Annotated in this window: 22 protein-coding genes; 9 read left to right on the forward strand and 13 right to left on the reverse strand. The window is 42.8% G+C overall.

The window, feature by feature from the left end; genetic code table 11:
* Positions 1-474 precede the first annotated feature (474 nt).
* The 3 genes from Q9G97_RS11610 to Q9G97_RS11620 all read left to right on the forward strand — a co-directional run bounded on the left by Q9G97_RS11610 (position 475) and on the right by Q9G97_RS11620 (position 4,006).
* A complete protein-coding gene (locus Q9G97_RS11610) occupies positions 475-1,734 on the forward strand; it encodes a beta-ketoacyl-ACP synthase II (protein ID WP_305898941.1) in 1,260 nt (419 codons plus the stop codon).
* A 3-nt stretch (positions 1,735-1,737) separates the two neighbouring features.
* On the forward strand, positions 1,738-3,387 hold the full coding sequence (locus Q9G97_RS11615) for an anthranilate synthase component I family protein (protein WP_305898942.1): 1,650 nt from the start codon (positions 1,738-1,740) through the stop codon (positions 3,385-3,387).
* A gap of 166 nt (positions 3,388-3,553) precedes the next feature.
* Complete coding sequence (locus Q9G97_RS11620) at positions 3,554-4,006, forward strand: hypothetical protein (protein WP_305898943.1); 453 nt, start codon at positions 3,554-3,556, stop codon at positions 4,004-4,006.
* A 142-nt stretch (positions 4,007-4,148) separates the two neighbouring features.
* Here Q9G97_RS11620 and hisC read toward each other — a convergent pair whose 3' ends face one another.
* From hisC to Q9G97_RS11665, 9 genes are all read right to left on the reverse strand, one after another.
* Positions 4,149-5,270: a histidinol-phosphate transaminase gene (gene hisC / locus Q9G97_RS11625; protein WP_305898944.1), complete on the reverse strand. Its 1,122-nt coding sequence runs from the start codon at positions 5,268-5,270 to the stop codon at positions 4,149-4,151.
* A 195-nt stretch (positions 5,271-5,465) separates the two neighbouring features.
* The gene (gene hisD, locus Q9G97_RS11630) at positions 5,466-6,761 is read right to left on the reverse strand and encodes a histidinol dehydrogenase (RefSeq protein WP_305898945.1); all 1,296 of its coding nucleotides are present in this window, start codon (positions 6,759-6,761) and stop codon (positions 5,466-5,468) included.
* 191 nt (positions 6,762-6,952) lie between these two features.
* Entirely contained in the window at positions 6,953-7,660 is a 708-nt protein-coding gene (hisG, locus tag Q9G97_RS11635) for an ATP phosphoribosyltransferase (RefSeq protein ID WP_305898946.1), read from the reverse strand.
* Between the two features lie 114 nt (positions 7,661-7,774).
* Positions 7,775-9,043, reverse strand: a complete 1,269-nt coding sequence (gene murA / locus Q9G97_RS11640; RefSeq protein WP_305898947.1) for a UDP-N-acetylglucosamine 1-carboxyvinyltransferase — start codon at positions 9,041-9,043, stop codon at positions 7,775-7,777.
* 137 nt (positions 9,044-9,180) lie between these two features.
* Entirely contained in the window at positions 9,181-9,432 is a 252-nt protein-coding gene (locus Q9G97_RS11645) for a BolA family protein (RefSeq protein WP_305898948.1), read from the reverse strand.
* 183 nt (positions 9,433-9,615) lie between these two features.
* The gene (locus Q9G97_RS11650) at positions 9,616-10,098 is read right to left on the reverse strand and encodes a hypothetical protein (protein ID WP_305898949.1); all 483 of its coding nucleotides are present in this window, start codon (positions 10,096-10,098) and stop codon (positions 9,616-9,618) included.
* Positions 10,099-10,446: 348 nt separating this feature from the next.
* Positions 10,447-11,409, reverse strand: coding sequence for an alpha/beta hydrolase (locus Q9G97_RS11655; protein ID WP_305898950.1), 963 nt, complete (start codon positions 11,407-11,409; stop codon positions 10,447-10,449).
* A gap of 211 nt (positions 11,410-11,620) precedes the next feature.
* Positions 11,621-12,451 (reverse strand): BON domain-containing protein, encoded by an 831-nt coding sequence (locus Q9G97_RS11660; RefSeq protein WP_305898951.1) that lies wholly within the window; start codon positions 12,449-12,451, stop codon positions 11,621-11,623.
* A 141-nt stretch (positions 12,452-12,592) separates the two neighbouring features.
* Positions 12,593-13,129, reverse strand: coding sequence for a YraN family protein (locus tag Q9G97_RS11665; RefSeq protein ID WP_371747944.1), 537 nt, complete (start codon positions 13,127-13,129; stop codon positions 12,593-12,595).
* A gap of 290 nt (positions 13,130-13,419) precedes the next feature.
* On the opposite strand from Q9G97_RS11665, the gene rsmI reads away from it, so the two are divergent.
* Positions 13,420-14,391: a 16S rRNA (cytidine(1402)-2'-O)-methyltransferase gene (rsmI, locus tag Q9G97_RS11670; protein WP_305898953.1), complete on the forward strand. Its 972-nt coding sequence runs from the start codon at positions 13,420-13,422 to the stop codon at positions 14,389-14,391.
* 96 nt (positions 14,392-14,487) lie between these two features.
* Positions 14,488-15,507, forward strand: a complete 1,020-nt coding sequence (locus Q9G97_RS11675) for an adenosine kinase (protein WP_305898954.1) — start codon at positions 14,488-14,490, stop codon at positions 15,505-15,507.
* Between the two features lie 101 nt (positions 15,508-15,608).
* Here Q9G97_RS11675 and Q9G97_RS11680 read toward each other — a convergent pair whose 3' ends face one another.
* The 4 genes from Q9G97_RS11680 to Q9G97_RS11695 all read right to left on the reverse strand — a co-directional run bounded on the left by Q9G97_RS11680 (position 15,609) and on the right by Q9G97_RS11695 (position 19,597).
* On the reverse strand, positions 15,609-16,931 hold the full coding sequence (locus Q9G97_RS11680; protein ID WP_201570244.1) for an O-acetylhomoserine aminocarboxypropyltransferase/cysteine synthase family protein: 1,323 nt from the start codon (positions 16,929-16,931) through the stop codon (positions 15,609-15,611).
* Positions 16,932-17,113: 182 nt separating this feature from the next.
* Positions 17,114-18,127, reverse strand: a complete 1,014-nt coding sequence (locus Q9G97_RS11685) for a ParA family protein (RefSeq protein WP_305898955.1) — start codon at positions 18,125-18,127, stop codon at positions 17,114-17,116.
* Positions 18,128-18,361: 234 nt separating this feature from the next.
* Complete coding sequence (nfuA, locus tag Q9G97_RS11690; RefSeq protein WP_305898956.1) at positions 18,362-19,054, reverse strand: Fe-S biogenesis protein NfuA; 693 nt, start codon at positions 19,052-19,054, stop codon at positions 18,362-18,364.
* Between the two features lie 279 nt (positions 19,055-19,333).
* A complete protein-coding gene (locus Q9G97_RS11695; RefSeq protein WP_305898957.1) occupies positions 19,334-19,597 on the reverse strand; it encodes a hypothetical protein in 264 nt (87 codons plus the stop codon).
* Between the two features lie 163 nt (positions 19,598-19,760).
* On the opposite strand from Q9G97_RS11695, the gene Q9G97_RS11700 reads away from it, so the two are divergent.
* The 4 genes from Q9G97_RS11700 to Q9G97_RS11715 all read left to right on the forward strand — a co-directional run bounded on the left by Q9G97_RS11700 (position 19,761) and on the right by Q9G97_RS11715 (position 24,434).
* Positions 19,761-20,696 carry an alpha/beta fold hydrolase gene (locus Q9G97_RS11700; protein WP_305898958.1) on the forward strand — a complete coding sequence of 312 codons (936 nt, stop codon included), beginning with the start codon at positions 19,761-19,763 and terminating at the stop codon, positions 20,694-20,696.
* Between the two features lie 187 nt (positions 20,697-20,883).
* Entirely contained in the window at positions 20,884-21,969 is a 1,086-nt protein-coding gene (locus Q9G97_RS11705) for a bifunctional nicotinamide-nucleotide adenylyltransferase/Nudix hydroxylase (protein ID WP_371747886.1), read from the forward strand.
* A 222-nt stretch (positions 21,970-22,191) separates the two neighbouring features.
* The gene (locus Q9G97_RS11710; protein WP_305898959.1) at positions 22,192-23,589 is read left to right on the forward strand and encodes a nicotinate phosphoribosyltransferase; all 1,398 of its coding nucleotides are present in this window, start codon (positions 22,192-22,194) and stop codon (positions 23,587-23,589) included.
* A complete protein-coding gene (locus Q9G97_RS11715) occupies positions 23,583-24,434 on the forward strand; it encodes an SGNH/GDSL hydrolase family protein (protein WP_305898960.1) in 852 nt (283 codons plus the stop codon). Before Q9G97_RS11710 ends, Q9G97_RS11715 begins: the two co-directional genes overlap by 7 nt.
* Positions 24,435-24,545: the final 111 nt, after the last annotated feature.

Raw genomic sequence — 24,545 nt, forward strand, 5'->3', positions numbered from 1 at the left:
TTAAATTAATGGTAATGAAATATTTTAGTTTTTGTATTGCTCGCTAATAATAATGTCTAGGCGCGCTAACAGCAACGGCATCTAGATTAGATTTAGGGTTTTATAGTAGCTAAACTTTCGACTCAGTGTCAGTGTTAACAATGTTATTAGGATAGCAAAGTTTGTATCTAAAAATATAAATGATTTATTTATAGATATAGTATTTAATCTTCTTGTTAAATATCGATAGTCTCTTACATTGCTTATCAGCACAAAATAATTTCTGCTTTTGATAACTAATTTACTATTAGATAGATATTTTATAGAGCTGATACGCTATCATAGCTACAAATAAGGTATGCTTGTACACTGAAATTATGTTTCGTCATAAATTTAAGGGTTTTATTATAAAATTAAGGCTCAAGCAAACACAAAAGTTATTGCTTATCATGTATTTAAGCTGTGATAAGCACTCAATATCATAAGGAACAGACTATGCGTAGAGTGGTTATTACAGGAGCAGGGATTGTCTCTTGCATCGGATATGATTTGGCGTCCGTTACTGAATCTTTGCAGCAAGGACAGTCAGGCATTACTTTTAACGAGTCTTATGCTGAGCATGGCTTTAAGTCGCAGGTCAGTGGTAGTATCGATAAATCACAGCTCGATACTTCTACTATTGATCGTAAGCTTAAACGCTTTTTTAGCGATGCCAGTCTTTATGCTTATGTCTGTGCTTTAGATGCTATTAAACAGTCTGGGTTGTCTCTTGACACTATTAGTCAAAACCCAAGAGTTGGCGTCGTAGCAGGCTCAGGTGGTGCCTCAACAGAAGGTGTTTCTGTTGCAGTAGATGCTATGCGTGAAAAAGGCTTGCGCGGTGTCGGTGCGATGGCAGTACCTAAAACGATGAGTAGCTCGATATCAGCGGCGCTTGCCACAGGACTAAAAATTCATGGTCCCTCCTACTCTATCAGCTCAGCTTGCGCCACCTCAATGCATTGCATTGGGCATGCTATGGAGCTGATTCAATTAGGTAAAGCGGACGTGGTATTAGCAGGTGGTAGCGAAGCTGAGCACTGGACACAGTCTTGCATGTTTGATGCCATGGGTGCGATGAGTACTCAATATAATGACACGCCAAAGCAGTCCTCACGTGCTTATGACAAAGACCGTGATGGCTTTGTGATTGCCGCAGGTGGCGCGATGGTCGTGGTTGAAAGCTTAGAGCATGCCCAAGCTCGCGGTGCCAATATCTTAGCCGAAATCGTCGGTTATGGCGCAACCTCCGACGGCGCTGAAATGGTCGCGCCAAGTGGTGAAGGTGCGGTGCGCTGTATGCAACAAGCTCTAGATCAGGCTGGATTAAAAACCGTTGATTATATTAATAGTCATGGTACTAGCACGCCACTTGGTGATATCACTGAGCTTGGCGCTATTGAAAAAGTGTTTGGCAACTCTGGTACTGATGCTAATACTGAGAGCCGCGCTTCTATACCCCCTATTAGCTCAACCAAATCTATGACCGGTCATAGTTTAGGAGCAGTTGGCGCACAAGAGCTTATCTACTGCTTACTCATGTTACAAGAGCAATTTATTGCTCCTAGCATCAATGTTGAAAACTTAGATCCTGCTATTGAAGGCTTCGATATTGTTACCGAAAAACGCGATGTACAGCTTGACACATTAATGACCAATAGCTTTGGCTTTGGTGGTACTAACGCAACTTTAATTATCAAAAAGTTTACTGCTTAATCTATGATAGTAACAGACAACAATCAACAATCTGACTTTAAAAATACGCCATCGGTTCTCAATCGATGGCGTTTTGCTGGCTTGTCAGCAGCAGATCTGTTACCGCGTTTACAGCGTCATCTGACAGCACAAAACCCTACGGCAAACTGGCAACTGGTTTGGCTCAATAATGATGGTCAGCCTGTTATAGGCTTGCTACCTAAGGTGAGCTGGTCCGTTTATTTTAATGCTAATAAGCCTTGTTCCGTATCAATAGAAAACCCTAAAAATAAAACCAGCTATTACAAAGTTGTCGAGATGTGTCGTGATAAGTCATCGATAATAGCATCCTATTGCAGTTATCTAGAGTGGCAAGAGGAGCTAATCACTTATAGTAAGGCTTACGAGGCAGTCGCTACTCATTCAGCTCTACTAGATGAAAAAAATATAATCAATCAAAAACCCAGCTATCAGCACGGTCTTATTGGTTTTATTGGTTATGATATGGCAGCTCATGAGCTAAGTCCTGTAGCAGATATTCCTCAAGCCACGCAGCCTTGTGCAGTGCTGGGTCATTACGATATTTATTTATCGCCAGTCAAAGACAATACTCAAACCAGCTGGCAGTTGACTACGCCACTGTCTAACCCTTTAGATACTGCTGCTGATCAAGCTATCATTGATGAACTTAAAAACTATCTACAGCATTTAGATGATGCGTTGAATGATGAGTTGATCAAAAACTCTAATAATATTGCACTAAAAAATAAAGTACCACTTGCCCCGCTGATGCTCAAAGCGAAATGGCAAAAAAATGATTACGAGCAAGCTTTTGCAGAAACTCAAGACTATCTACAACAAGGCGACTGTTATCAGATTAACCTCACCCAAGCATGGCAAGGGTATCTAAAAGAATCTAACAATAACAGAGCACCGAAACTGCTCGATTATCTCCCTAGCTTACATGCTAATACTAACGCACCATTTGCAGGCTATTTGGAAAATATAAACTTTGAGTTATTAAGCTGTTCACCTGAGCTGTTCTTTACCTTTACTACCGATCAAACAACCAATACTCGTCATATCATTACCAAACCTATCAAAGGCACTATGCCACGCGGCGAAAGCTCTGAGCAAGATAATGCTCTAAAACAACAGCTAATAACTAGCGACAAAGACCGCAGCGAAAATGTAATGATCGTCGATTTATTGCGTAATGATTTGGGCAGATATGCCAAGACAGGTAGCGTCAAAGTACCAAAGCTATTTGCGATTGAAAGTTTTAGCAATGTCCATCACATGGTCAGCACGATTACCGCTGAGCTAAAAGAGCAGGCTCATCCCCTAGCTGTATTATTCGGTAGTCTGCCTGCTGGCTCTATCACGGGTACACCCAAAAAACGCGCGGTCGAAATCATAGCCGAACTAGAAGGTGCTGCACGAGGGGCGTATTGTGGCACTATGGGCTATATGAACTTCGATGGTAGTGGTCAATGGAACGTGTTGATTCGCACTTTGCAGGCAGGTACGGACGCTGATAATAAAAAACAAGTCAGCCTATGGGCAGGTGGTGGTATTACTATTGCATCCAACTGTGTAAGCGAATATCAGGAGTGTTTGGATAAAGTAGGCAATTTGCTTGGGGTGTTGGCGCAAAGTAATAGCGTTAAATAATGGTTATATCGATTCATACTAATTAGCTGATTGTTACTTTTATAGCCTACCTATTATTATATAGGTCATTATTTTGCAAAACGGTTTACTGGGCTAAAGCCGTAGCTTACAAAGCGGGCTTTGGTATTACGGTCGTAGCTTTTTATCTACAAAATTAGAGGTAGGTATGGAAATGTTTTTTTGGATATGTGGGGCGCTTATAGTAATCGGCTTACCTGCTTTTGCAATATTAATGATTTACGCATCATTAAAATCAGTTAAAGAATATGTAGAAACAATTCAGTCTCTAAAGAACAAGATTTATAACCTTGAAACTGATTACAAGAAGTTAGGAACAGAAAGAGATAATACTGAAATAAAGCTTGAGCATGCCATACAAGAAAAACGCTATATCGAAGAAGATTTAGAACGATTAAATTCAAACGAAGGTTATAAACATACTAGAGTAGTTAACGCTATACATTTTGGTATCTTAAAGAAGCTATACGCTCATGATGAATTGTACTATATGTCTATGCTACTAAAAGATCATGGCGAAACAATTGCTGATTTCAACCGAGAAGATGAGAATGAGATTATAGAAACATTCATTAAAAAACATCCAAACCCTTCTAAGTAATAACATTCATAAAAGATAAAGCAGGCGTAGGGTGCATTTTATGCACCGATGATTAATGATAGCGTCATTATAGGTGCGATGGATGTCACCCTACAAAAGCTGTTCTCCCGTCGCCTTTACTCTATTGTGTTGTATCTCGTCCTCAATTTGCAGTAGCATCAGTAGCATGTATCGCCGTCAAGGCTTCAATCAACCGCTCATGCTGCGCTGCCGTGCCTATCGTAATACGCAAGTACTCACTGATTCGAGCTTTGTCAAAATGGCGAACGATAATGCCCTGCTCGCGTAATGCATCAGCGACGTCACTGGCATTGCCGTCTTGTGGACGGGCAAAAACAAAGTTGGCATGTGATGGCAATACTTGATAGCCAAGATCAGTCAGCTTAGAGGTTAATGACTCACGTAAATCAATGACTTTTTGGCAGGTTTGCTCAAAATAATCATGATCTAATACGCTGGCTCTTGCGCCTGCCTGCGCCAACTTATCTAACGGATAGCTATTAAAGCTATTTTTCATTCGCGTTAACGCTTCGATCAAAGAGGGATTACTAAAGGCCATGCCCACCCTTAAACCCGCTAATGAGCGCGATTTTGAAAAGGTTTGAGTGACTAGTAAGTTATCAAATTCGTTAATAAGACTTATCGCTGAAACGGACTGACCCTCATCCGTTGATGCAAAGTCAATATAAGCCTCATCGATAACAATCACCGCATTAGAATGTTCATCAGCCAATTTGCGAATATCATCAAGCCCTAACAGCAGACCAGTCGGTGCATTCGGGTTAGCAATAATAATACCGCTACAAGGTTGGCGATAAGCATCCGGATCGATACTAAAATCATTTTCTAAGGCAATCTTGACCAACTCAACACCAAAGGTCTGCGCGTATACAGGATAAAAACTATAGCTGATATCGGGTGCTAATATAGGACGCTCTTTCATAAAAAAGCTGGCAAATATCAGGGCTAACACTTCATCCGAACCGTTACCAACAAACACTTGGTTGCTATCAAGATTATGTAAACCTGCCAGTGCGCTACGCAGATCATCAGACTCAGGCGCTGGATATAGACGCAGCTCACAAGCTTGCTCGGCTAAGAGCTTAGCGATTGCCGCAGCTACTGCTGGCGAGGGAGGAAACGGATTCTCATTAGTGTTTAATTTACATAAATTATCATGCTGTGGCTGCTCACCAGGGACATAAGGTGACAAATTGCGAGCTTTGGCTGACCAAAGTCTATTATCGATTTTTTGCTCACTCATAAACCATCCTACTCTGCACACTATACGCGGCGTTGATTAATGACTATAAGATCTTAAATACAAAACCTTATTCAATATTTATTATTATGACTGGTTACTATTCGTTCGATGTATTTTATATCTGCTAGTGCATCTATGTTTATAGTAAACACTAGCTTATGGGAAACACTAGCGTTTGTCTCATCATCGAGCTATTTATTGATAACGGTAGCGAGCTGAGCGCGCATGAGCATCCAAATCCTCACGCTGCGCTAGAATGTCTGCGGTTTGGGCTAAAGGCTTACTGCCAGACTCGCTACAATAGATAATCGATGATTTCTTTTGGAAGTCATACACGCCAAGTGGTGAAGAGAATCTTGCTGTTCCAGAAGTTGGCAATACATGATTGGGCCCTGCACAGTAGTCACCGATGGCCTCTGGCGTATGACGACCCATAAATATCGCGCCCGCGTGACGAATATCATTTAGCAGAGCATCAGGGTCATCGACAGATAACTCTAAGTGCTCAGGTGCGATACGATTGATCAATGCCATGCCCTCTTCTCGATTCTGCACTAAAATAAGCGCGCCACGATTTTGCAGAGCATCACGAGCGATATCTGCTTTTGGCAACTCGCTCAATGCTTTCTCAATCTCTATAGCGACTTCTGCTAACTGCTCACGACTGGTCGTCACAAAGATAGCTTGAGCGATGCGATCATGCTCAGCTTGCGACAATAAATCCATCGCGAGCCAATCAGCACGATCCGCCGCTTCGCCCTCAGCATAGACTAGCACCTCAGATGGCCCTGCTATCATATCGATACCGACTTGCCCAAAGACTGCGCGTTTGGCTGCGGCAACGTATTTATTCCCAGGCCCTGTGATTTTATCCACCCCTGGAATAGTATCAGTGCCATAAGCCAATGCGGCGACGGCTTGTGCACCGCCAATAGTAAATACTCTATCGACTTTTGCTAGATGTGCGGCGGCTAGTACCAATGGGTTAAGCACGCCTTTTGGCGCAGGTACCACCATAATCACTTCAGTGACACCAGCGACTTTGGCAGGGATAGCATTCATTAGTACTGATGAAGGGTAGGAAGCTAAGCCGCCTGGTACATAGATGCCTACTCGATCCAAAGGCGTGACTTTTTGGCCCAAACGATTACCTAGCGCATCGGTATAGTCCCAGCTGTCTTGTACTTGGCGCTCATGAAAGCTCTGTACTCGCGTAGCAGCAGTGGTCAATGCCTGTTTAACCTCGGCGTCAAGCTCAGCAAAGGCAGTCGCTAAAGACTCTTGGGTCAACTCCAGCTCGCTCATCGCTGTCGCTGGATGCTGATCAAATTGTTGGGTCAAGGCCAATACCGCTTGATCTCCCTGTTGACGAACTTGCATGATAATATCATCAACCGTAGTCAACAACTGCGCATCATTGACGGTTTCAAAAGCTAACAAGGCATCTATTTGCTGTTCAAAGTCACTATCTTGGGTACTCAATTGACGCATAAAACCATCCTATACTAATATCAAAAATTCATCAGATCAATAAAGCAAACAGCTTACAAATCAGCTGAGTTAAATTTATTATTAAATAACTGAAACAACAAAACCAGTTTACCATGCTAGATATATCTTATAGCGATAAACTGGTTTTAAGTTTTGTATTCTTAACATTGATATTACTAATGTAGTACGGCTTAATTATTACTCGCAATACTAGCCTTAAAGCTCTCAAGGATAGGCTCAAGCAATTCGAATTTACGCTTGTAACTGACTTGATTGACAATGAGACGGGAGGACACATCACAAATATGATCACGCGGCTCAAGACCATTAGCGATTAACGTATTACCTGTGTCAACTACATCGACAATTAAATCGCCTAAGCCAACTAAGGGCGCTAGCTCCATCGAGCCATAAAGCTTGATGACATCGACCTGCTGCCCTTGACTAGCAAAATAAGCGCGAGCGACATTGACGTATTTGGTCGCGATACGCAAACGACGCTTGGGTAAAACGACCCCTTTTACCCCTGCTGTCATCAGCTTGCATTGAGCAATCTGTAAGTCTAATAGCTCATAAACATGATTGGCACCGTGCTCAAGCAAGACGTCCTTACCTGCTACCCCAAAGTCAGCAGCAGCATGTTCGACATAGGTCGGTACATCGCTTGCGCGCAATATGAGTACACGTACATTTGGATTAGTCGTGGGGAAAATAAGCTTACGCGAAGCAGCAGGATCTTCTAATAACTCAATCCCAGCAGCTTTCAATAAAGGCATTGTTTCTTCTAGTATGCGCCCTTTAGACAAAGCCAAGGTTAACCCATTAAACTCACTATCTACTTCATTTAGTAAAATATCGTTTTGCAAAGCTGTCTGCTCAGTATTAGTTTTTTTAGTCATAGCCGCTAAATATCCATGTACAGTTATCATCTTTTTGCGCTGCTATCTTGCTATAGATAATAGTGCAGATAGCAGCGTAAAGAAGACTCTTTTAATAATTATTATGGCGTGTTATCAGTCGTTGCTATTAATGCGCTCGATAGTGACGCCTAAAGCACGTAGTTTATTTTCGACATCCTCATAACCGCGATCAATATGATAGATACGATCGATTAGGCTCTCACCTTCAGCCGCTGCTGCTGCCATGACTAATGACATTGAAGCACGCAGATCGGTTGCCATAACAGGCGCTGCTGTAAAGCACTCAACCCCTTTGACCACTGCAGTATGACCATCGACTTGAATGGATGCGCCTAAGCGATTGAGCTCTGGCACGTGCATATAACGGTTTTCAAAAATATTCTCAATAAAGGTACTCGTGCCATCAGCAAGACAAGCAATCGCCATCAGCTGTGCTTGCATATCGGTTGGAAATCCAGGATGCGGCTGAGTACGAATATCGACAGGTAACGGACGCCCAGTTATCTTAGCGCGAATCCAATCATCGCCAGTCGTCACCGTCGCGCCCATTGACTCAAACTTCTCAAGCACGGGAATCAATAATAAAGACGAGGTGTTGGTGGCTAGAACATCACCGCGAGTCATTAGCGCGCCCGCAAGGTATGAGCCTGTCTCAATACGATCAGGGACGACTGAATACTCACAGCCATGTAAGCGCTCAACGCCTTCAATGGTCATGGTTGCAGTACCAATGCCGCTTATTTTCGCGCCCATCGCCACCAGCATATTAGCCAAATCAACGACTTCAGGCTCGCGTGCACAGTTGCCTAGCACTGTAGTACCTTTGGCTAATGCTGCTGCCATAATGACGTTTTCAGTACCGCCAACGGTGACCATATCGAATGAGAAGTTACAGCCGATAAGCTTGCCCCCTTTAGGAGCCTGCGCTTTTACATAGCCGTTCTCGACACTGATGGTAGCGCCCATCGCTTCAAAAGCTTTTAGATGCTGATCAACAGGACGCGAGCCAATTGCACAGCCACCTGGCAAGGACACTTCCGCTTCACCGAAACGTGCCAATAGCGGACCCAGTACTAAGATAGAGGCACGCATGGTTTTGACTAGATCATATGGCGCATAAAAGTTATCGATAGCTTTAGTATCGCAGGTGACGGTAGATTCTTGCTTTTGAATCTTGATACCCATGCCACCAATCAGCTTAATCAAGGTACGTACATCTTGTAATGACGGCACATTGTGTAGAGTCGTTGGGGTTTCGGCCAATATCATAGCGGCAAGTAAAGGCAAAGCTGCATTTTTGGCGCCTGAAATTTTGACTTCGCCTGCGATACGACTACTACCGGTGATTAAAAACTGATCCATAAGATACCAACTTGAATGTGACATTTAATGTGAGTAAGAAGCGTAAACATACAGAATATAAGAGTAACTTACGCTAGAAAAAGACTAAAAGCAGTCCTATGAGCGACTACTTAGAAAACTAATCCGACTACCTGAAATTAGCTTTGCTGTTGAGTTTCCCATTCGCTAGGGGTCAGCGCTTGAATATTAAGCGCATGAATATCACCACTGGCGATTTTGTCGTTGACCAGCGCATAAACCGCTTGCTGACGTTGTACGGCACGTTTGCCCTCAAAACTCGCATCGACAACGCGCACGTCGAACTTAGTGCCTTGATTGGCCGCTTGAATAAAAGCGTCTGGATAATGCGTCTGTAAAAATGCGATTAAGTCGTCAGCGTTCATGCTCATAAGATATCCTGTCTTTAATTATAAAATGATTTTTGAATGGCGACATTATAACAAGAGTTTGCGCATCTTACAGCACTGTCTGTGTATAAGCGCACATGACATATACACAGACGACATTCACATTACTATAATGATAATAACGACTTTTACGATTATGCAAAAGCGAAGCACTTTATCTTAGCTTTAACGCATTCTGATTTGCTCGACACGCTTTATGGTGCGACGCTCTATCACTCGATCTGATTGACTGGCTAAGCTAAACTTAACATCAGACTGACGCAAACTCTCAGGAATAGTGAGCTGTATAATCATATTGGTCTTTGCGTTACATGGTACGGTGATGCACCACTGCTGCTCGATGCCTTTTTCGATGATGTCATCCCATTTAATAGGATAATTGTACTTTTGATTAACGCTCTGTAATTTAGGGACGATGACTTTATTCAGATAAGCAGGGCGATCGTTCTCTCTAAGCTCATTGTATTGGCTCATCTCTGAGTCAGTGAAAGGTATATTGGCGATAGGCTGTGAGCCAGGGTCTTTTTTGATAATAATATCAATTCCTGTAATAGGGTCATCGCCGCCTGCTGCCAGTGCCAGTGATGAGAGGGCTAATGACGGCAGTGCTATCGTTAGGCTCAGTAGTGAGAGTTTGAGTAGTTTCATGAGAATCATCCTTTAGGTTAAGTTAGCTTTCCATATTTTAATGCTTGGCCATAGAGCTTAGTGCTTGATAATTAATACTTAGTTTTAGAGCCGTTATTTTTATTGTTTTCATGAGGCTATCGGCTAAAGCGGTGACGACTCATTCTTTCAACAGCTCTATTCTATAATAGAGCCATATAACATCGAATTGACAGGAATTATTGAAAATATTCTGCTGGTTAAATATTTAGTCACTTGACCTGATTACCTATTTGATCTATTAAGCATAAAAAATCCCCAGCTGGCGCTATGCCAAACTGGGGATTACTTATATTAAATAATTAATTGAGTAAATTTACTCTTATCAAACTATTTCAGCTCTTTATCTAGATAAGTCAGTACTTGCGCGCGCACATCATTGACCCAGCGTAAAGGTTTCGCCATCGCACCAATGCTAGTGGCGTGGCTCGCGCCTTTGATCTCACCCGTCTCAACCGTTGCGCCAAAATCCTTTAGTGCTTGGGTCATCTTGATCGTATTGGTTTCATAAACGATTTTATCGTTCTCTGCGGTTAACAATAAATACGGTGGCTGCGTGCCTTTGAGTTGACGATCGGGCATCACCTCATCAGGCGTTGCATCGGCAGGAAAAGCACTCGCACTATCGAACTTACGAAAATCATAGCTATAAGGCCCTGCGATACCGACGACCGCACTAATATCACTCGGACTCATCCCATAAGGCGCTAAAAAGTCCTCATTAGCGATAGCCGCAACAGCGTTAAAGGCCCCTGCTGAATGACCGACCACCGCTAGACGTTCGGGATTAGCATGGAATTTTGTAGCATTCTCATAGCTCCAAGCGATAGCTTTGGCGGTATCCTCAACAAAATCAGGATAGACATACTCAGGTGCTTTTCGATAGTTGACCACCGCTGTGACATAGCCTGCCTGTGCAAGACTCTGACCGACAAAAGCATAATCCTCTTTACTGCCATTCTCCCATGAGCCACCGTAGACGAACACTATCATCGGATAGCTATCAGTAATGGCACTCTGTGCTTGCATGGCTTGTGCTAAGGGCTTGGGATAGTACATATCCAAGTTTTGTAACGGTGCGTCACCATAGTCGATGTCACGACTGACACCGACACCGCCACTCGATGAGATACCATTGACAATGCCCAACGCTGATAGCGCTTGTGCTTGCTGAGTGACAAGCGCAATACTTCCTATCGCCATTAAGGTAGTTAGTCCTACCTTTGCCAGATTAACGATATAAGTCTTATCTGCCAGCTCATTGACTGATGTCGGCTTGTTGGTATCTTTCATGTTTGATATCCCTTTTTATTAAATATGCGTGCGAGTTTGGTCTTTGGACTCTGTATAGACCCTATTATCTTAGTCGCAACTTTGCTCACGGGCGTATTTTTACTGTTATCTCTATAAGGGTTATTGTGAAGAATTACTATCTATAGCGATTACATTATAAAGACAAGCAAGACTATCGACTTTTTGAACTCTATACTTCAGCAAATAGCGATTACTGCTGATTTTTATACAGCTCAATATAAGGACTAGATTCGCTTGGCTCGGTAGTGGTATTTCTTATGACGGGCGTTGGTACATTATTTGGTACATTGTTTGATGTGTTGTTTAGCGTATTAGTAGATACAGGAGCGGTAATGGCACCAGTGGTATTGTCTACATTGCGCTCAAACATAATGTCTTCGTCACCAATAGAGGTGCCATTATCATTGACCAATTTTGTGAGTAGTACCAGCTCAGTCACTCCAGCCGTATCATTTGCCACGTCAATCACTAAGCTTTGTTGCGTAGGCGTCATTCGTCCCATGACATAAACGACGCCGTTATTAGTGACTGTTTTGACTTGTGAGGATTTTATATTGTTATTTGTGAGCGCCTTGGCTATCAGCTTTGAATTAATATAATTATCTTGCACCGTAGAGCTATAGCCACGAGCTACCCCAACACTCAGCTCATTATAGACATGGCGTACATCTGGCATTGAGCGGATCACTTGCTCCACTTGCGACTTTATCTCTTCGGTTGGCACTTCACCACTGAGTAGCACCTCACTATAGAAGCTGTCGATACTCATACGGCTAGTCTCTTGCAGGTTTTGCTTTAGCGCGTAGGCGTTAATCTTTGCGGTATGCTCAATACTACGATCCAGCAGACGCTGGGGAATTGTGCGCTCAGTCACTGGTACGCCATAAGTACCTTGCGTGCTATTGGTCAGATAGTTAGTGGTACAGCCCGTGCTAATGACAGCGGTCAGAGTAATCACGCTCGCCATAGTACAACGCAGCCAACCTGTTCTATTACAAACTAAGCTATTAAAGGTATGCATCCTCATCATCTCCTGCCTCGCGAATATTAAACTTAATAGTTTATAAGAAAATTAATGGTTAACAATAAAATTTAATTTTATAAATAGTTTTATAATAAGTTATCCAAAATCTTTATGAACGGTTAGAGCAAAAACACAATGCTACCAAGCTTGAGCCACAAAAGCACCCTTTAACCACTCAGGCTGGTAGCTGGGCTTGATCGCATTAGATTTTGTCACGCTAGCATTAGAAGGCTCTAACTTATCCTTTTCAAGTTTAGCTTTGGCAATATCTGCTTTGTTTATATCTTTCTTATTTATATTATAAGCGATCACATCAAATCGACAGTCATAATCGGCATATTCAGGATACTGCTGCAAAAAATATTGAGCTGCTTTGATAATTTTGCGCTGCTTACTGGTTGTCACGCTCAGGGCAGCATCGCCAAAACTTGAGCACTGCCGCTGTCTGACCTCGACGAACACTAGCGTCGACCATGCGACGCCTACCTCTATCATCACCAAATCCAGCTCACCTACTTTTGGCTGCTGCCAGTTTTTGGCAATCAGTTGCAGACCTTGCTGCTGTAGATAGTCGCAGGCGAGCTGCTCAAAATAACTGCCTTGACGCTGAGTTGGTGAAGTGGCTAATAAAGGGCTTCGAAGTTTATGACTTTTACTTTTATTAACATGAGCCACATTTGTCTTGGTCGTCTTGTTCGTCTTAATAGTGTTTGAGTTAGTTTCAATACTTATATTAACCCTATTAGCCGAATGTTCAGAGTCCGTTAGGTATATAAGGTTATGATTAGCTTTATCATTATTAGTCATAACCTAAATCCACTGTCGGTGATGCGAAAGCTATATAGCTAAGCCGTTTAGCTAATCCATAAACTTTAGCGGCTATTGCATTTGTAATTATCATAGCACAACATGGTAAACTAACCGCTTTTGTGTCTCTCTATTTTAACCAACGCTTAAGAGGTCTTATGTCCACCCCAACCAAAATGCCCGCTTGTCTATATATCGTGGCGACTCCGATTGGTAATCTTGGCGATATGACCACGCGCGCGATAGAGACGCTCAAGCAAGTCGCTATTATCGCTTGTGAAGATACGCGTACCTCAGGGCGACTGCTTGCGCATTTTGGGATCGATACAAAATCAAGTAAAGACGCTGATTTTAGCCCTGTTAGCCTTGATAGTGAGGCTAAAACCCGTAGCGAGCTTGCAGCTGATGCAGCGCCAAATAATGAAGCACCCAAAAAAGGTCATAATAAGTTATGGGCCTATCATGAGCATAATAGTGCCATTCAAACGCCCAAAATAATTGAGATGATTCAGCAAGGCTATTCGGTGGCACTCATTAGTGATGCGGGCACGCCTTTGGTCAGTGATCCAGGATTCCAGCTCGTGCAAGCAGCTCACGCAGCAGGGGTTACGGTGTCGCCTATCGTCGGTGCATCGGCAGCTATTGCAGCGCTATCGGTGGCAGGTCTGCCCTCTGATCGTTTTAGCTTTATTGGTTTTTTACCTGCTAAGACTCATGGCCGCCAAAAGCAGCTTACCGCTCTAAAAGCCGCAGCGGAAACCCTAATATTTTATGAAGCGCCACATCGTATTATTGCCAGTCTTGAGGATATGGCAGCGATATTCGGTGGTGAGCGCCAAGCAACCTTTTGTCGTGAGCTAACTAAGACCTTTGAGACCGTGCATAAAAGCACGCTTAGCGACTTAATTGAGTTCGTAAAAGCGGATGACAATCAGCAACGTGGCGAGATGGTGATCGTGGTGGCAGGCGATACTATCGTTCAAGATGAAGATGATTTAAGCGCTCATGATACGTTATTAAAACGGCTATTAGAAGATTTATCCGTTAAAAAAGCGGCCGCCTTAGCCGCTGATATTACTGGGGTAAAAAAGAATGCACTTTATCAGCGTTTATTAGCCCTACAAGAGTAAAAGACCTTATAGTTAGTTATTAGCAGTAGCAGTAATGAACCGAATTGAATAATTTTTAGAGCTTTCATTTTAATATTTTAGTCAAGGGAATAAGTTATGTACGATGTAATGGCGATAGGTAATGCGCTGGTTGATCACGAGTATGTGTTATCAGATGCCGCCTTAGAAGATACGGGCTTAACCAAAGGTAATATGACCTTGTCAGAGCTTCACGAGCAGCAGGAATTATTGGCCTTTTTGGCACTGGCCGAGATTAAATCTGCCAAACAAGCGGGCGGTGGTTCGGCGGCTAATACTATGTTTGCTTATGCCAGCTTAGGCGGTAAGCCTTTCTATGCCTGCCGGGTGGGTGATGATAAACCTGGGCAGTTTTATCTGCAGGACTTGCATCAGGCAGGGGTTGCCACCTCGGATAAGTCAATCCATGCTGGCGGTGTGACGGGCACTTGCGTCGTCGCCATCACTGATGATGGTGAGCGCACGATGCAGACTTATCTTGGCACCTCAAGTGAGATCACCGCTGATAATGTCGATTTCGATGCATTAACAGAGGCTAATTGGCTATATATCGAGGGGTATCTAGGCATGTCTGCAAGCATTCAACCTGCAATGGCGCAATTGCAACAGCAAGCGGCAGCTAATGACGCCAAAATCGCGGTAAGCTTTGCTGATCCTGCCGTAGTCAGGTTTGCCAAAGATGGCCTACTTAATATGCTTGGCAATAAGGTTGAGGTGATATTCTGCAATAGTGAAGAGGCGCGCCTATTTACTGGTGAAGAGCCGATCAAGTCCACAGCGCAAGCTTTACTTGATCATTGCCGAATAGCCGTCGTCACTGATGGGGCAAACGGTGCTGTGATTGCGCAAAAATCTGACACTGACGCCCAGGTTAGCTTCTATGAAGTGGCTACGCCTAAGGTCACTGATGTCATCGATACTAATGGCGCAGGTGATAACTATGCTGGGGCTTTTTTATATGCTTTGGCACAGGGCTATAGCTTGCCTGAATGTGGTCGTCTTGCCTCTGAGGTCGCAGCCCAAATTATTCAGCAGTTCGGTCCACGCTTAGAGTCGCAAGACTATAAAGATATCGCTCATCGTGTGTTATCGGTTTAGATAAAACGCTAGCAACTGTCTATAAGCTATAAGCCCTTATCACTGTATTCAGCGATAGGGGCTTTTTTATGAGTTTATCCGTTATTTTATAAGCTTATTGATTAAGCAGAAGCTAGCGCTTGTGCCAAATCTGCTTTTATATCATCAATATGTTCAATACCTATCGATAAGCGCACCATATCTTCGCTAACCCCAGCTTGCTCAAGCTCTTGTCCATTGAGCTGACGATGAGTGGTAGAAGCTGGATGACAAGCCAAAGATTTGGCGTCGCCGATGTTGACCAGACGAGTGATCAGCTGCAAAGCATCAATAAAGCATGCCCCTGCCTCGCTGCCGCCTACTACTCCGAAAGTAAGAATGGATGAAGGCGTGCCGTTCATATACTTTTGTGCCAATGCGTGCTCAGGATGATCGGGTAAGCCTGCATATTTGACCCATGCCACCTTGTCATGCCCTTGTAGATATTCTGCAACGGCTTGTGCATTCTGAACATGACGCTCCATACGCAGACTCAAGGTTTCTATCCCTTGCAAAATACCAAAGGCATTGAGCGGACTGAGTGCGGCTCCCGTATTACGCAGTGGTGCGACCCGAGCACGAGCGATAAAGGCAGCGGCCCCGACGTCTTTGACAAAGTTGACACCATGGTAGCTGGCATCAGGCGTATTGAGCAGCGGGAAACGCTCAGGATGATCGCCCCAAGGGAAAGTACCGCTATCGACGATAGCACCGCCAATTGAAGTCCCTGTACCGCTCATGTATTTGGTCAATGAATGGACAACGATATCCGCGCCATATTCAAACGGGCGACAAAGTGCAGGAGTCGCCACGGTATTGTCAATGACGACAGGTACACCATACTCATGAGCGATGTCACTGAGCGCTTGAATATCAACGATATTGCCGAGCGGATTACCGATACTCTCAGCAAATACCATCTTAGTTTTGTCATCGATCAGGTCGCGAATAGCTTCAGGATTTTTATGATCAAAAAATCGTACTTCTACTCCTTGACGCGGTAAGGTATGCGCAAAAAAGTTATACGTTCCACCATACAATGTCGATACCGCAACGATATTATCACCCATCTCACAGATAGTCTGCACGGCGTAAGTAATAGCCGCCATCCCAGAGGCTACTGCTAGGCCACCTATACCTCCCTCTAGTGCGGCAACGCGCTCCTCAAGCACTGCATTAGTTGGGTTCATAATACGAGTATAGATATTGCCCGCAACTTTCAGATCAAACAGATCCGCACCATGCTGAGTGTTATCAAACGCATAAGAGCTAGTATGATAGATAGGTACAGCTACCGCTTTGGTTGTAGGCTCGACACTGTAGCCAGCATGAATGGCTAAGGTCTCTAAGCGCTGCTTGTGCTCTGACTGATTAGCCGCTTGCTCATTTGAATTCTGGTCACTCATACATCACTCCTTGTTAAGTATTAAAATTAGGTATCAAAACATATATCAATATAACGAAATCGATGCCATAAAAAAGCCATTTTTTATTCGCTTAATCAATTTTAAGAATAAGCACTTAATCATATTATATTTACTAACTAAGGTTTTATTAATATACTAACAAAGTATATCTAACTTTATGATTATAGTTTACTTACAACTTCATCTATACACAATAGAGCTGCATCTCGATAATCCGCTTTTACTCCTACTCTTCTACCTGCAACTGATAACTTACCTGAAGGCATAACTGAAAAAGGACATCCTCTAGCGAAAGCGACAATTCCTGTAGTGCCAAAATCACGCACGCTCACCATTCCATCAGCAACATCTGAGAAGGTAAAACTATTTGGATAGTCATCAATTAACTCATTAACATCATCATCCATTGCAGTCAACACTGCCTTGAATGCTGAAGCATCTCCCATATATTGAGTAATTCGATTCTTTATTATAAGATGAATTTTAGGAAGGGCGCGACCTGCATCTTCTAACTTCTTTGCAAACGTATAATTCCGATATACTTCAGAAGGTAGTCTCTGACCATATATTAGAGAAAATGCATTTTGAATTGCTCTTCTAGAAGAATCATCAGCCATTACTGGCAAAACAACCTTATTGGATGCAGCAATGGCTATCTGCGTATACATTGAAAAACTCGGGTTCGTATCTAGAAAAATGTAATCATAATCAAGCTTGTCTAGTAAATTTTTAAGCCAATCAATTACAGATAGCCAAGCATTTACACCAGGGATATCGTTATTAGCTAATGTATTCATGGCTATAGACTGTAACTCTAATAATGCATCACCACAGATTAAATCAAGGTTTTTAGGTACATTTTCATTGAATTTATTGGGTTTTGTTACATAGGAAGATGCGTCAAAATCAGGAACTGTAAAAGGTGAGCTTAAACGATAATCAAAATATCCACCAATACTACATCTAGGAACCTTTCCCTGTTGTTTTAGCAAATTATCGCTTCCATTGCCTTCTTGTCCTCCCAAAAGCATTTCAGAAATATTAGCTTGTGGACAAATATCAATTACTAACACCTTCTTGTCTGGATTCAATTCCGAAAATCTAGTCACTGTTTGAAATGTTAAGCTTGTTTTTCCTGTACCACCTTTGTTATTCCAAAATAAGTAAATACTCATAATTCTTTCCTCACGTTATAAAGAATTAATACTACCATAAGTCCAAATTGGACACAATAGTGTAAATAAAATACTTTAATAAGTAATATATGGACATAATATAAACAAGCAGATCAGCTTAAAATATTTTATTTATAATACTCATTAAAAAAAGCCAGACACATCACGTATCTGACTTGTTAAGTATTTAATATAGCTAACATTAGGTAACTATTAACCTAAAAACAATAGTAGTTATTTATAATAAGCATTTTCAGTGCTGCTATGATCCGTATCATCAACCACTTGGGTCAGCTCAGGAATTTGCTGCTTTAGCTGCACTTCAACCCCTTGACGCAAAGTCATATCAACGGCTGAGCAGCCTTGGCAACCACCACCAAATTTCAAGACAGCGGTCAGGCCAATACCCTCTTCTTCAATGAGCTCAAGCAATTGCACATCACCACCATGGGCGGCAAGACCTGGGTTGATCTCTGATTGCAATACGTAGTTGATACGCTCTTCAATACTAGCATCAGCGCCCACTTTTGGCACCTTTGAGTTGGGTGCACGGAAAGTCAGCTGACCTCCGAAACGGTCTTTATTATAGTCGATTACCGCATCCTCTAAATAAGGCACAGAAGCGGCCTCGATAAAAGCAGCAAAATTATCATAGCTGAACTTTAGATCAGCGCTGTCCTCTTCACCTGGCTGATTGTACGCCATACAGCACTCGGCACGCGGTGTCCCTGGATGCTCAACGAAGATACGTACACCAATGCCGTCCGTATCTTGCTTAGATAACAAATCTGCTAAATAGCCTTGCGCGGACTCCGTAATAGTAATATTACTCTTAGTCTCAAGCTGCTCAGTATCTAATGCTGACTCATACTCTGAAGCGTCTGTAAGCTCTGTAGGGGCAGCGCTGGTTGGATTATTTTCGCTCATAATTACTCCTGATTCATTACTTAGTCATTGTTCTGTAGGATAAGATAGTTACGTTCAAAATGTCTTTTTAATAGCGTATATTAGGATCTGTTTGATCTCTCGATCATGGCAATAACAGTGACTATTTTTAACTTTATCTGCGGCAAAAAATAACACTATTCACTGCTAGCATAGCTCTTGTCTTGCGGACGAACAAAGCCGTGCTTTACTTATTCCATCCTCAGCGCAGTTATGAAGGCGATGCGCTTAATTATCAAGTATTCTTTAAATTGAGTGTCGCTAATATTTAAGACGTTTGCGAATACCTAACGCTACTAGTGCAGGCACACCAAACGCGGCTAAAAAGAATGGTATCTCTTCTAACACATTATAACCTGCACTGATGACACCAATACTGAGATTAATAGCCGCCACGATGAACCATAATCCTATGAAAATAGTAGCGATGCGACTTGCTCCATGATCACCCTTGAATAGACGCGCGATAAAGCAAGATGTGGCTAGCAGCACCAGCCCTGCCACAATTAAAATAATAGTGCGCATAGTAGCTCTCTGTAAAAAGTGAATAGATAAAGTTTTAGACTCATTGTAAAATAGTGATGGCTGAGATAACTATGACCCATTCACTGACCTTTGGCAAACCTGTTTTTGCCTCTTATATGCCTGTAATTAGCAAATAGTTAGCTAATTAAAATGAGTCAAATTTATGATAACCCAAAGCTTACATCGAGTGACTACTCAAGATGGTGAGAAAATTGCAGTTTGGCAAGTTAGCGATGATCCTGTCGAGCAACAATATTTTGCTGATAAAACTAAAATCAAAGCGCAAAATATACTCATGATTCATGGTACGTTTTCAGACAAAAGAGTCAGCTTAGGTATGGCTGGCTACTTAGCCAAGCTTGGTCATAGGTGCTACATTATGGAGTGGCGCGGTCATGGCGACAGCTCAATTCCCTCCGATAAATTCAACTTTGAGACTATCGCCTTTTATGACATTGCAGCGACTTTTCAGTATTTATTCGACGAATTAAAGGTAGACAATCTACATGCAGTGACCCATAGCGGTGGCGGTATTTGCTTGACGATGTTTTTGACGCAAAACCAGCATTATATCGCTAAAATAAACAGTATCACGATGGTCGCTTGCCAAGCTTATGGCGCAGTGCTCAACACTCAAAGCTACGCTAAAATAACCTTGCTAAAAACTATGACTCGCCTGCTGGGATATGTTCCTGCTAAAAGGTTTAAACTAGGTCCAATCAATGAGAGCTACCATACGATGAGTCAGTGGTATAACTGGAATCTAGGTAAACACTTCCAAAGTAGCTTAGCTAAGCATGATAGCGATCATCAAGAAAGCAGCGTGGATGAGACCTTCGATTATCGTCAGCTGATGCCGTCTATTACTATTCCTATTTATGCTATCAGCGCCAAAGGTGATCATTTTATCGCGCCACCGAGTGGCTGCCAGTTATTCCTAAATGACTTTAATAATTCTACTAATGTCTTTTGTGAATTTGCTATCAAAAATGGTCACTTAGAAGATTATAACCATAGTCGCATCATACTCAGCAGTAACGCTGCCAAAGAAGTTTGGTCGACGATTGCCGCTTGGGTTAATAGGCATACTAAAGTCTAGTCTTAACAGGAAATATACGTTATTCTTTGTGATAAAAGGTATAAACCCAATCGCTACTAATCATACCTATACAAAACATCTTTACACTTGCCAGCTCTTCATAAGCTGTGTCAGTATTAGCGTCATTGAATCAACATCAAAAATAATTCTGAATACTTGATAGCTATTCTGTAGGGAGTTGACGTTTATGAGTGAATTATCAGAGCAAGAACAAATGAAAAACCCACTAGAAGTTAAGGTTGGTTTAGATAATCAAGCCAATAAACATTATAAATATCTAGTATTTATTGGACGTTTTCAGCCGTTTCATAATGGGCACAAAGCGGTTATCGATGAGGCGCTTAAGCGTTCTGATGAAGTCATTATACTTATTGGTTCAGCCAACTTACCCCGTAGTTTACGCAATCCTTTTTCGGTTGCTGAACGCACGGCCATGATTGAAGGCGCTTACTCAAAAGAGGAGGCTGCACGTATTCACTGCGTAGCACTCGATGATGTACTCTATAATGATACGCGCTGGCTACAATATGTACAGGCTAGCGTCAGATCAGTGACTAATGATTTGCGCTCTGATATCGGTCTAATTGGACACTCAAAAGACAGCTCATCTTATTATCTGTCATTATTCCCTCATTGGGCATCTATATCTGTTCCTAGCCATCATAATTTGTCAGCAACTCCTATTCGTGAAAGTTATCTTATGGGTGCGACGCCAACCCCTGAGCGTACCCCTGAATCAACTCGCAAAGTATTAGATAAGTTTAAAGCAACAGATGACTATCAGCAGTTACATATCGAGGCAGGCTTTATCGATAAGTATAAAAAACAGTGGGCCTCTGTACCTTATCCACCGACCTTTATGACTGCCGATGCACTGGTGGTTCAGTCAGGGCATATACTATTGGTCGAGCGTCGTAGCATGCCAGGACGTGGCCTATGGGCTTTGCCAGGTGGCTTTGTCGATCCAAAAGAAACTTTGCTTGATGCTTGTATTCGTGAATTGCGTGAAGAGACACGCTTAAAGGTACCAGAACCTGTACTGCGCGGCTCGCGTCATAGCCAGCATACCTTTGATGATCCGTATCGCTCCGCTCGTGGTCGCACCATTACCCAAGCCTTTTATTTTCAACTTAAAAACGATGCCAAAGGTCTGCCCAAAGTCAAAGGTGGCGATGATGCGGCACAAGCTTTTTGGTTGCCGTTAGCAGAGCTTGATTCCAAAAAGATGTTTGAAGATCACTATGCGATTATCATGAAGATGGTTGGGTTGTAATACTTGCAATTGATATTTGAAACTATACAGCGCTATCAACTTATTTTGACCTTTTAAGTCATAATATAGTCAGTTTCAAGTAAAAATTGTCGATATAATTTTATAACTATTATTTTAATGGTTTAAGTTTCACTGCCCTAGCCGATAGACGGCAAAGGCTTATTTCGTCGCAACTTGTTCAATAAAGCAAATAGCGACATCAAAAAGCAGAGGAGTTCTGTGATGTACACCAGCAATTTTAATAATTTAATCTTGAATAGCGATAGCTATAAAACCTCCCATTGGGTGCAATATCCAGCGGGTAGCGAGTATATGTCCAGCTATGTCGAAGCTCGCGGTGGCGATTACGATGTGGTGTTTTTTGGCCTGCAAGCCTTTATCAAAGAATACTTAAGTACTCCTGTCACTATGCAAGATATCGATGAAGCCGAAGCCGTCATTCAAGCGCATGGTTTGACCTTTAACCGCGCTGGTTGGGAGCTATTAGTTAATAGACATGGTGGGTATCTACCGCTACGAATTGAAGCGGTTCCCGAAGGTACTATCGTACCCGTCTCTAACGTCGTCTGCCAAATTATCAATACTGACCCTGACTTTTATTGGCTACCCAGCTATATCGAGACCTCCCTTTTACGGGCGATTTGGTATCCTTCAACCGTTGCCAGCGTGTCGCGCTATTGCAAAGGCATTATCCGTGATGCGCTAGAGAAATCTGCTGACAATCTTGACTCGCTACCATTTCGTTTGCATGACTTTGGTGCGCGTGGCGCTTCAAGTTTTGAGTCCGTAGCATTGGGCAGTCTTGCACATTTGGTTAACTTCTCAGGTACCGACTCAATGACCGCTTTAGTCGCTGCCAGCCGTTGGTACGGTATGGATAAAGACATGCCAGCATTTTCTATTCCTGCCGCTGAGCATAGCACGATGACGGCTTGGGGCCGCGATGGCGAAACCGATGCTTATACCAACATGCTTGAGCAATTCGGTGGCAAAGACAAAGCTTTTTCGGTGGTATCGGACAGCTACGACTTATGGAATGCCATCGACAATATCTGGGGTGACACGCTCAAAGATGACGTCAAAAACACCGGTGGCACTTTGGTTATCAGACCTGATAGCGGTGAGCCGATCAAAGTGGTTCGGGAAGCATTAGAGCGTCTAGCGGTCAAATTCGGTACGACTTTTAATAGCAAAGGTTATAAAGTCTTGCCCGATTACGTACGTATTATCCAAGGCGATGGTATCAGTCCGCAAAGTCTCGGTAAGATTGTCAATGCCGTAATGGCAGCAGGCTTTAGTGCAGATAACATTACCTTTGGCATGGGCGGTGGTCTATTGCAGCAAGTCAATCGCGACACTATGAGCTGGGCGATGAAAGCCAGTGCAATCTCAATCGATGGTAACTGGAAAGAAATCTATAAAGATCCTATTACTAGCCATTCTAAACGCTCAAAAAAAGGTCGCTTAGCATTAATAAAAGATAGTCGCGGTCAACTGCAAACCGTTAAAGCTGATGACTTAAGTACCGACAACAAGAACTTATTACGTGATGTGTTCATCGATGGCAAGCTAGTCGTTGAAGACAGTCTAACGACTATTCGGGAGCGTGCAGGATGGTAGCAACGACTAAAATTAAGAGTGTCGCAAAAGACGTATTGCTAGCGCCGATATATCTATATCAAGGTCGTAAGGTTAAACGTGATACTTTGCGTCTATCTGAGCCTGAAGGGATACGCTACGGGCGCGTTAGGCTAAATACAGCTTTGAATAGTCATAATGTCGATCAGCAAACGCTTAGTCTAATGATCGCTGGAGATTCAGCGGCGGCTGGGGTCGGTAGTCAGACCCAAGAGCAGGCTCTAGCGGGTAAACTGATACCTGCTTTGCAGCAGCAAGCGTTAACTAACGAAGCATTTGGTCAGCAATTTGATGAGCTAACTTGGTCAGTACAAGCGACAACGGGGCATACTAGCTTCGATATTCTGCGTCGCCTTTATGTGTTAGCTAAACCTACTCATCCTCTCGATGTGATGGTACTAAGTGTTGGGGTCAATGATACTACTGCAAACGTCTCAACGGCTGAGTGGCAACAACAGCTTGAATCAATTATTGCTATTGCTCAGCGCAAATTCGGTGTCGCTCATTTGATTTTTGCAAGATTGCCGCAAATGGCACAGATGCCAGCACTCCCTGCACCCTTGAGTCACTTTATCGGAGCAAAAGCGACTAAGCTGGATGATATATTACAGCAAGTTTGTACCGATCATGATGGCGTCACTTATATGGCGACTGACTTTACAAGGATGATGGATGAGCACGCCAATGGTGCCGCTATAGATATTTCAGTGATGTTCGCGGACGACGGCTTTCATCCTAGCAGTCTGATGTATGGCTATTGGGCGCAGCAATTAGCAGAGCTTGTTGTTGAATTACTTGATATCTCTAATGATTCCGCCTTAGAGTAACCACTAAAACTATAGTTTAAAACTTAAAAAACCCCTCTAGTCAAACTGTCCAAGGTTATGGGATCAGTTCATACTTGTAGGGTTTTTTATTGTCTATAGATTGTTGAAGTT

Origin of the sequence: Psychrobacter sp. M13, from assembly GCF_030718935.1 — a bacterium.
GTDB classification, from domain to species: Bacteria; Pseudomonadota; Gammaproteobacteria; order Pseudomonadales; family Moraxellaceae; genus Psychrobacter; species Psychrobacter immobilis_G.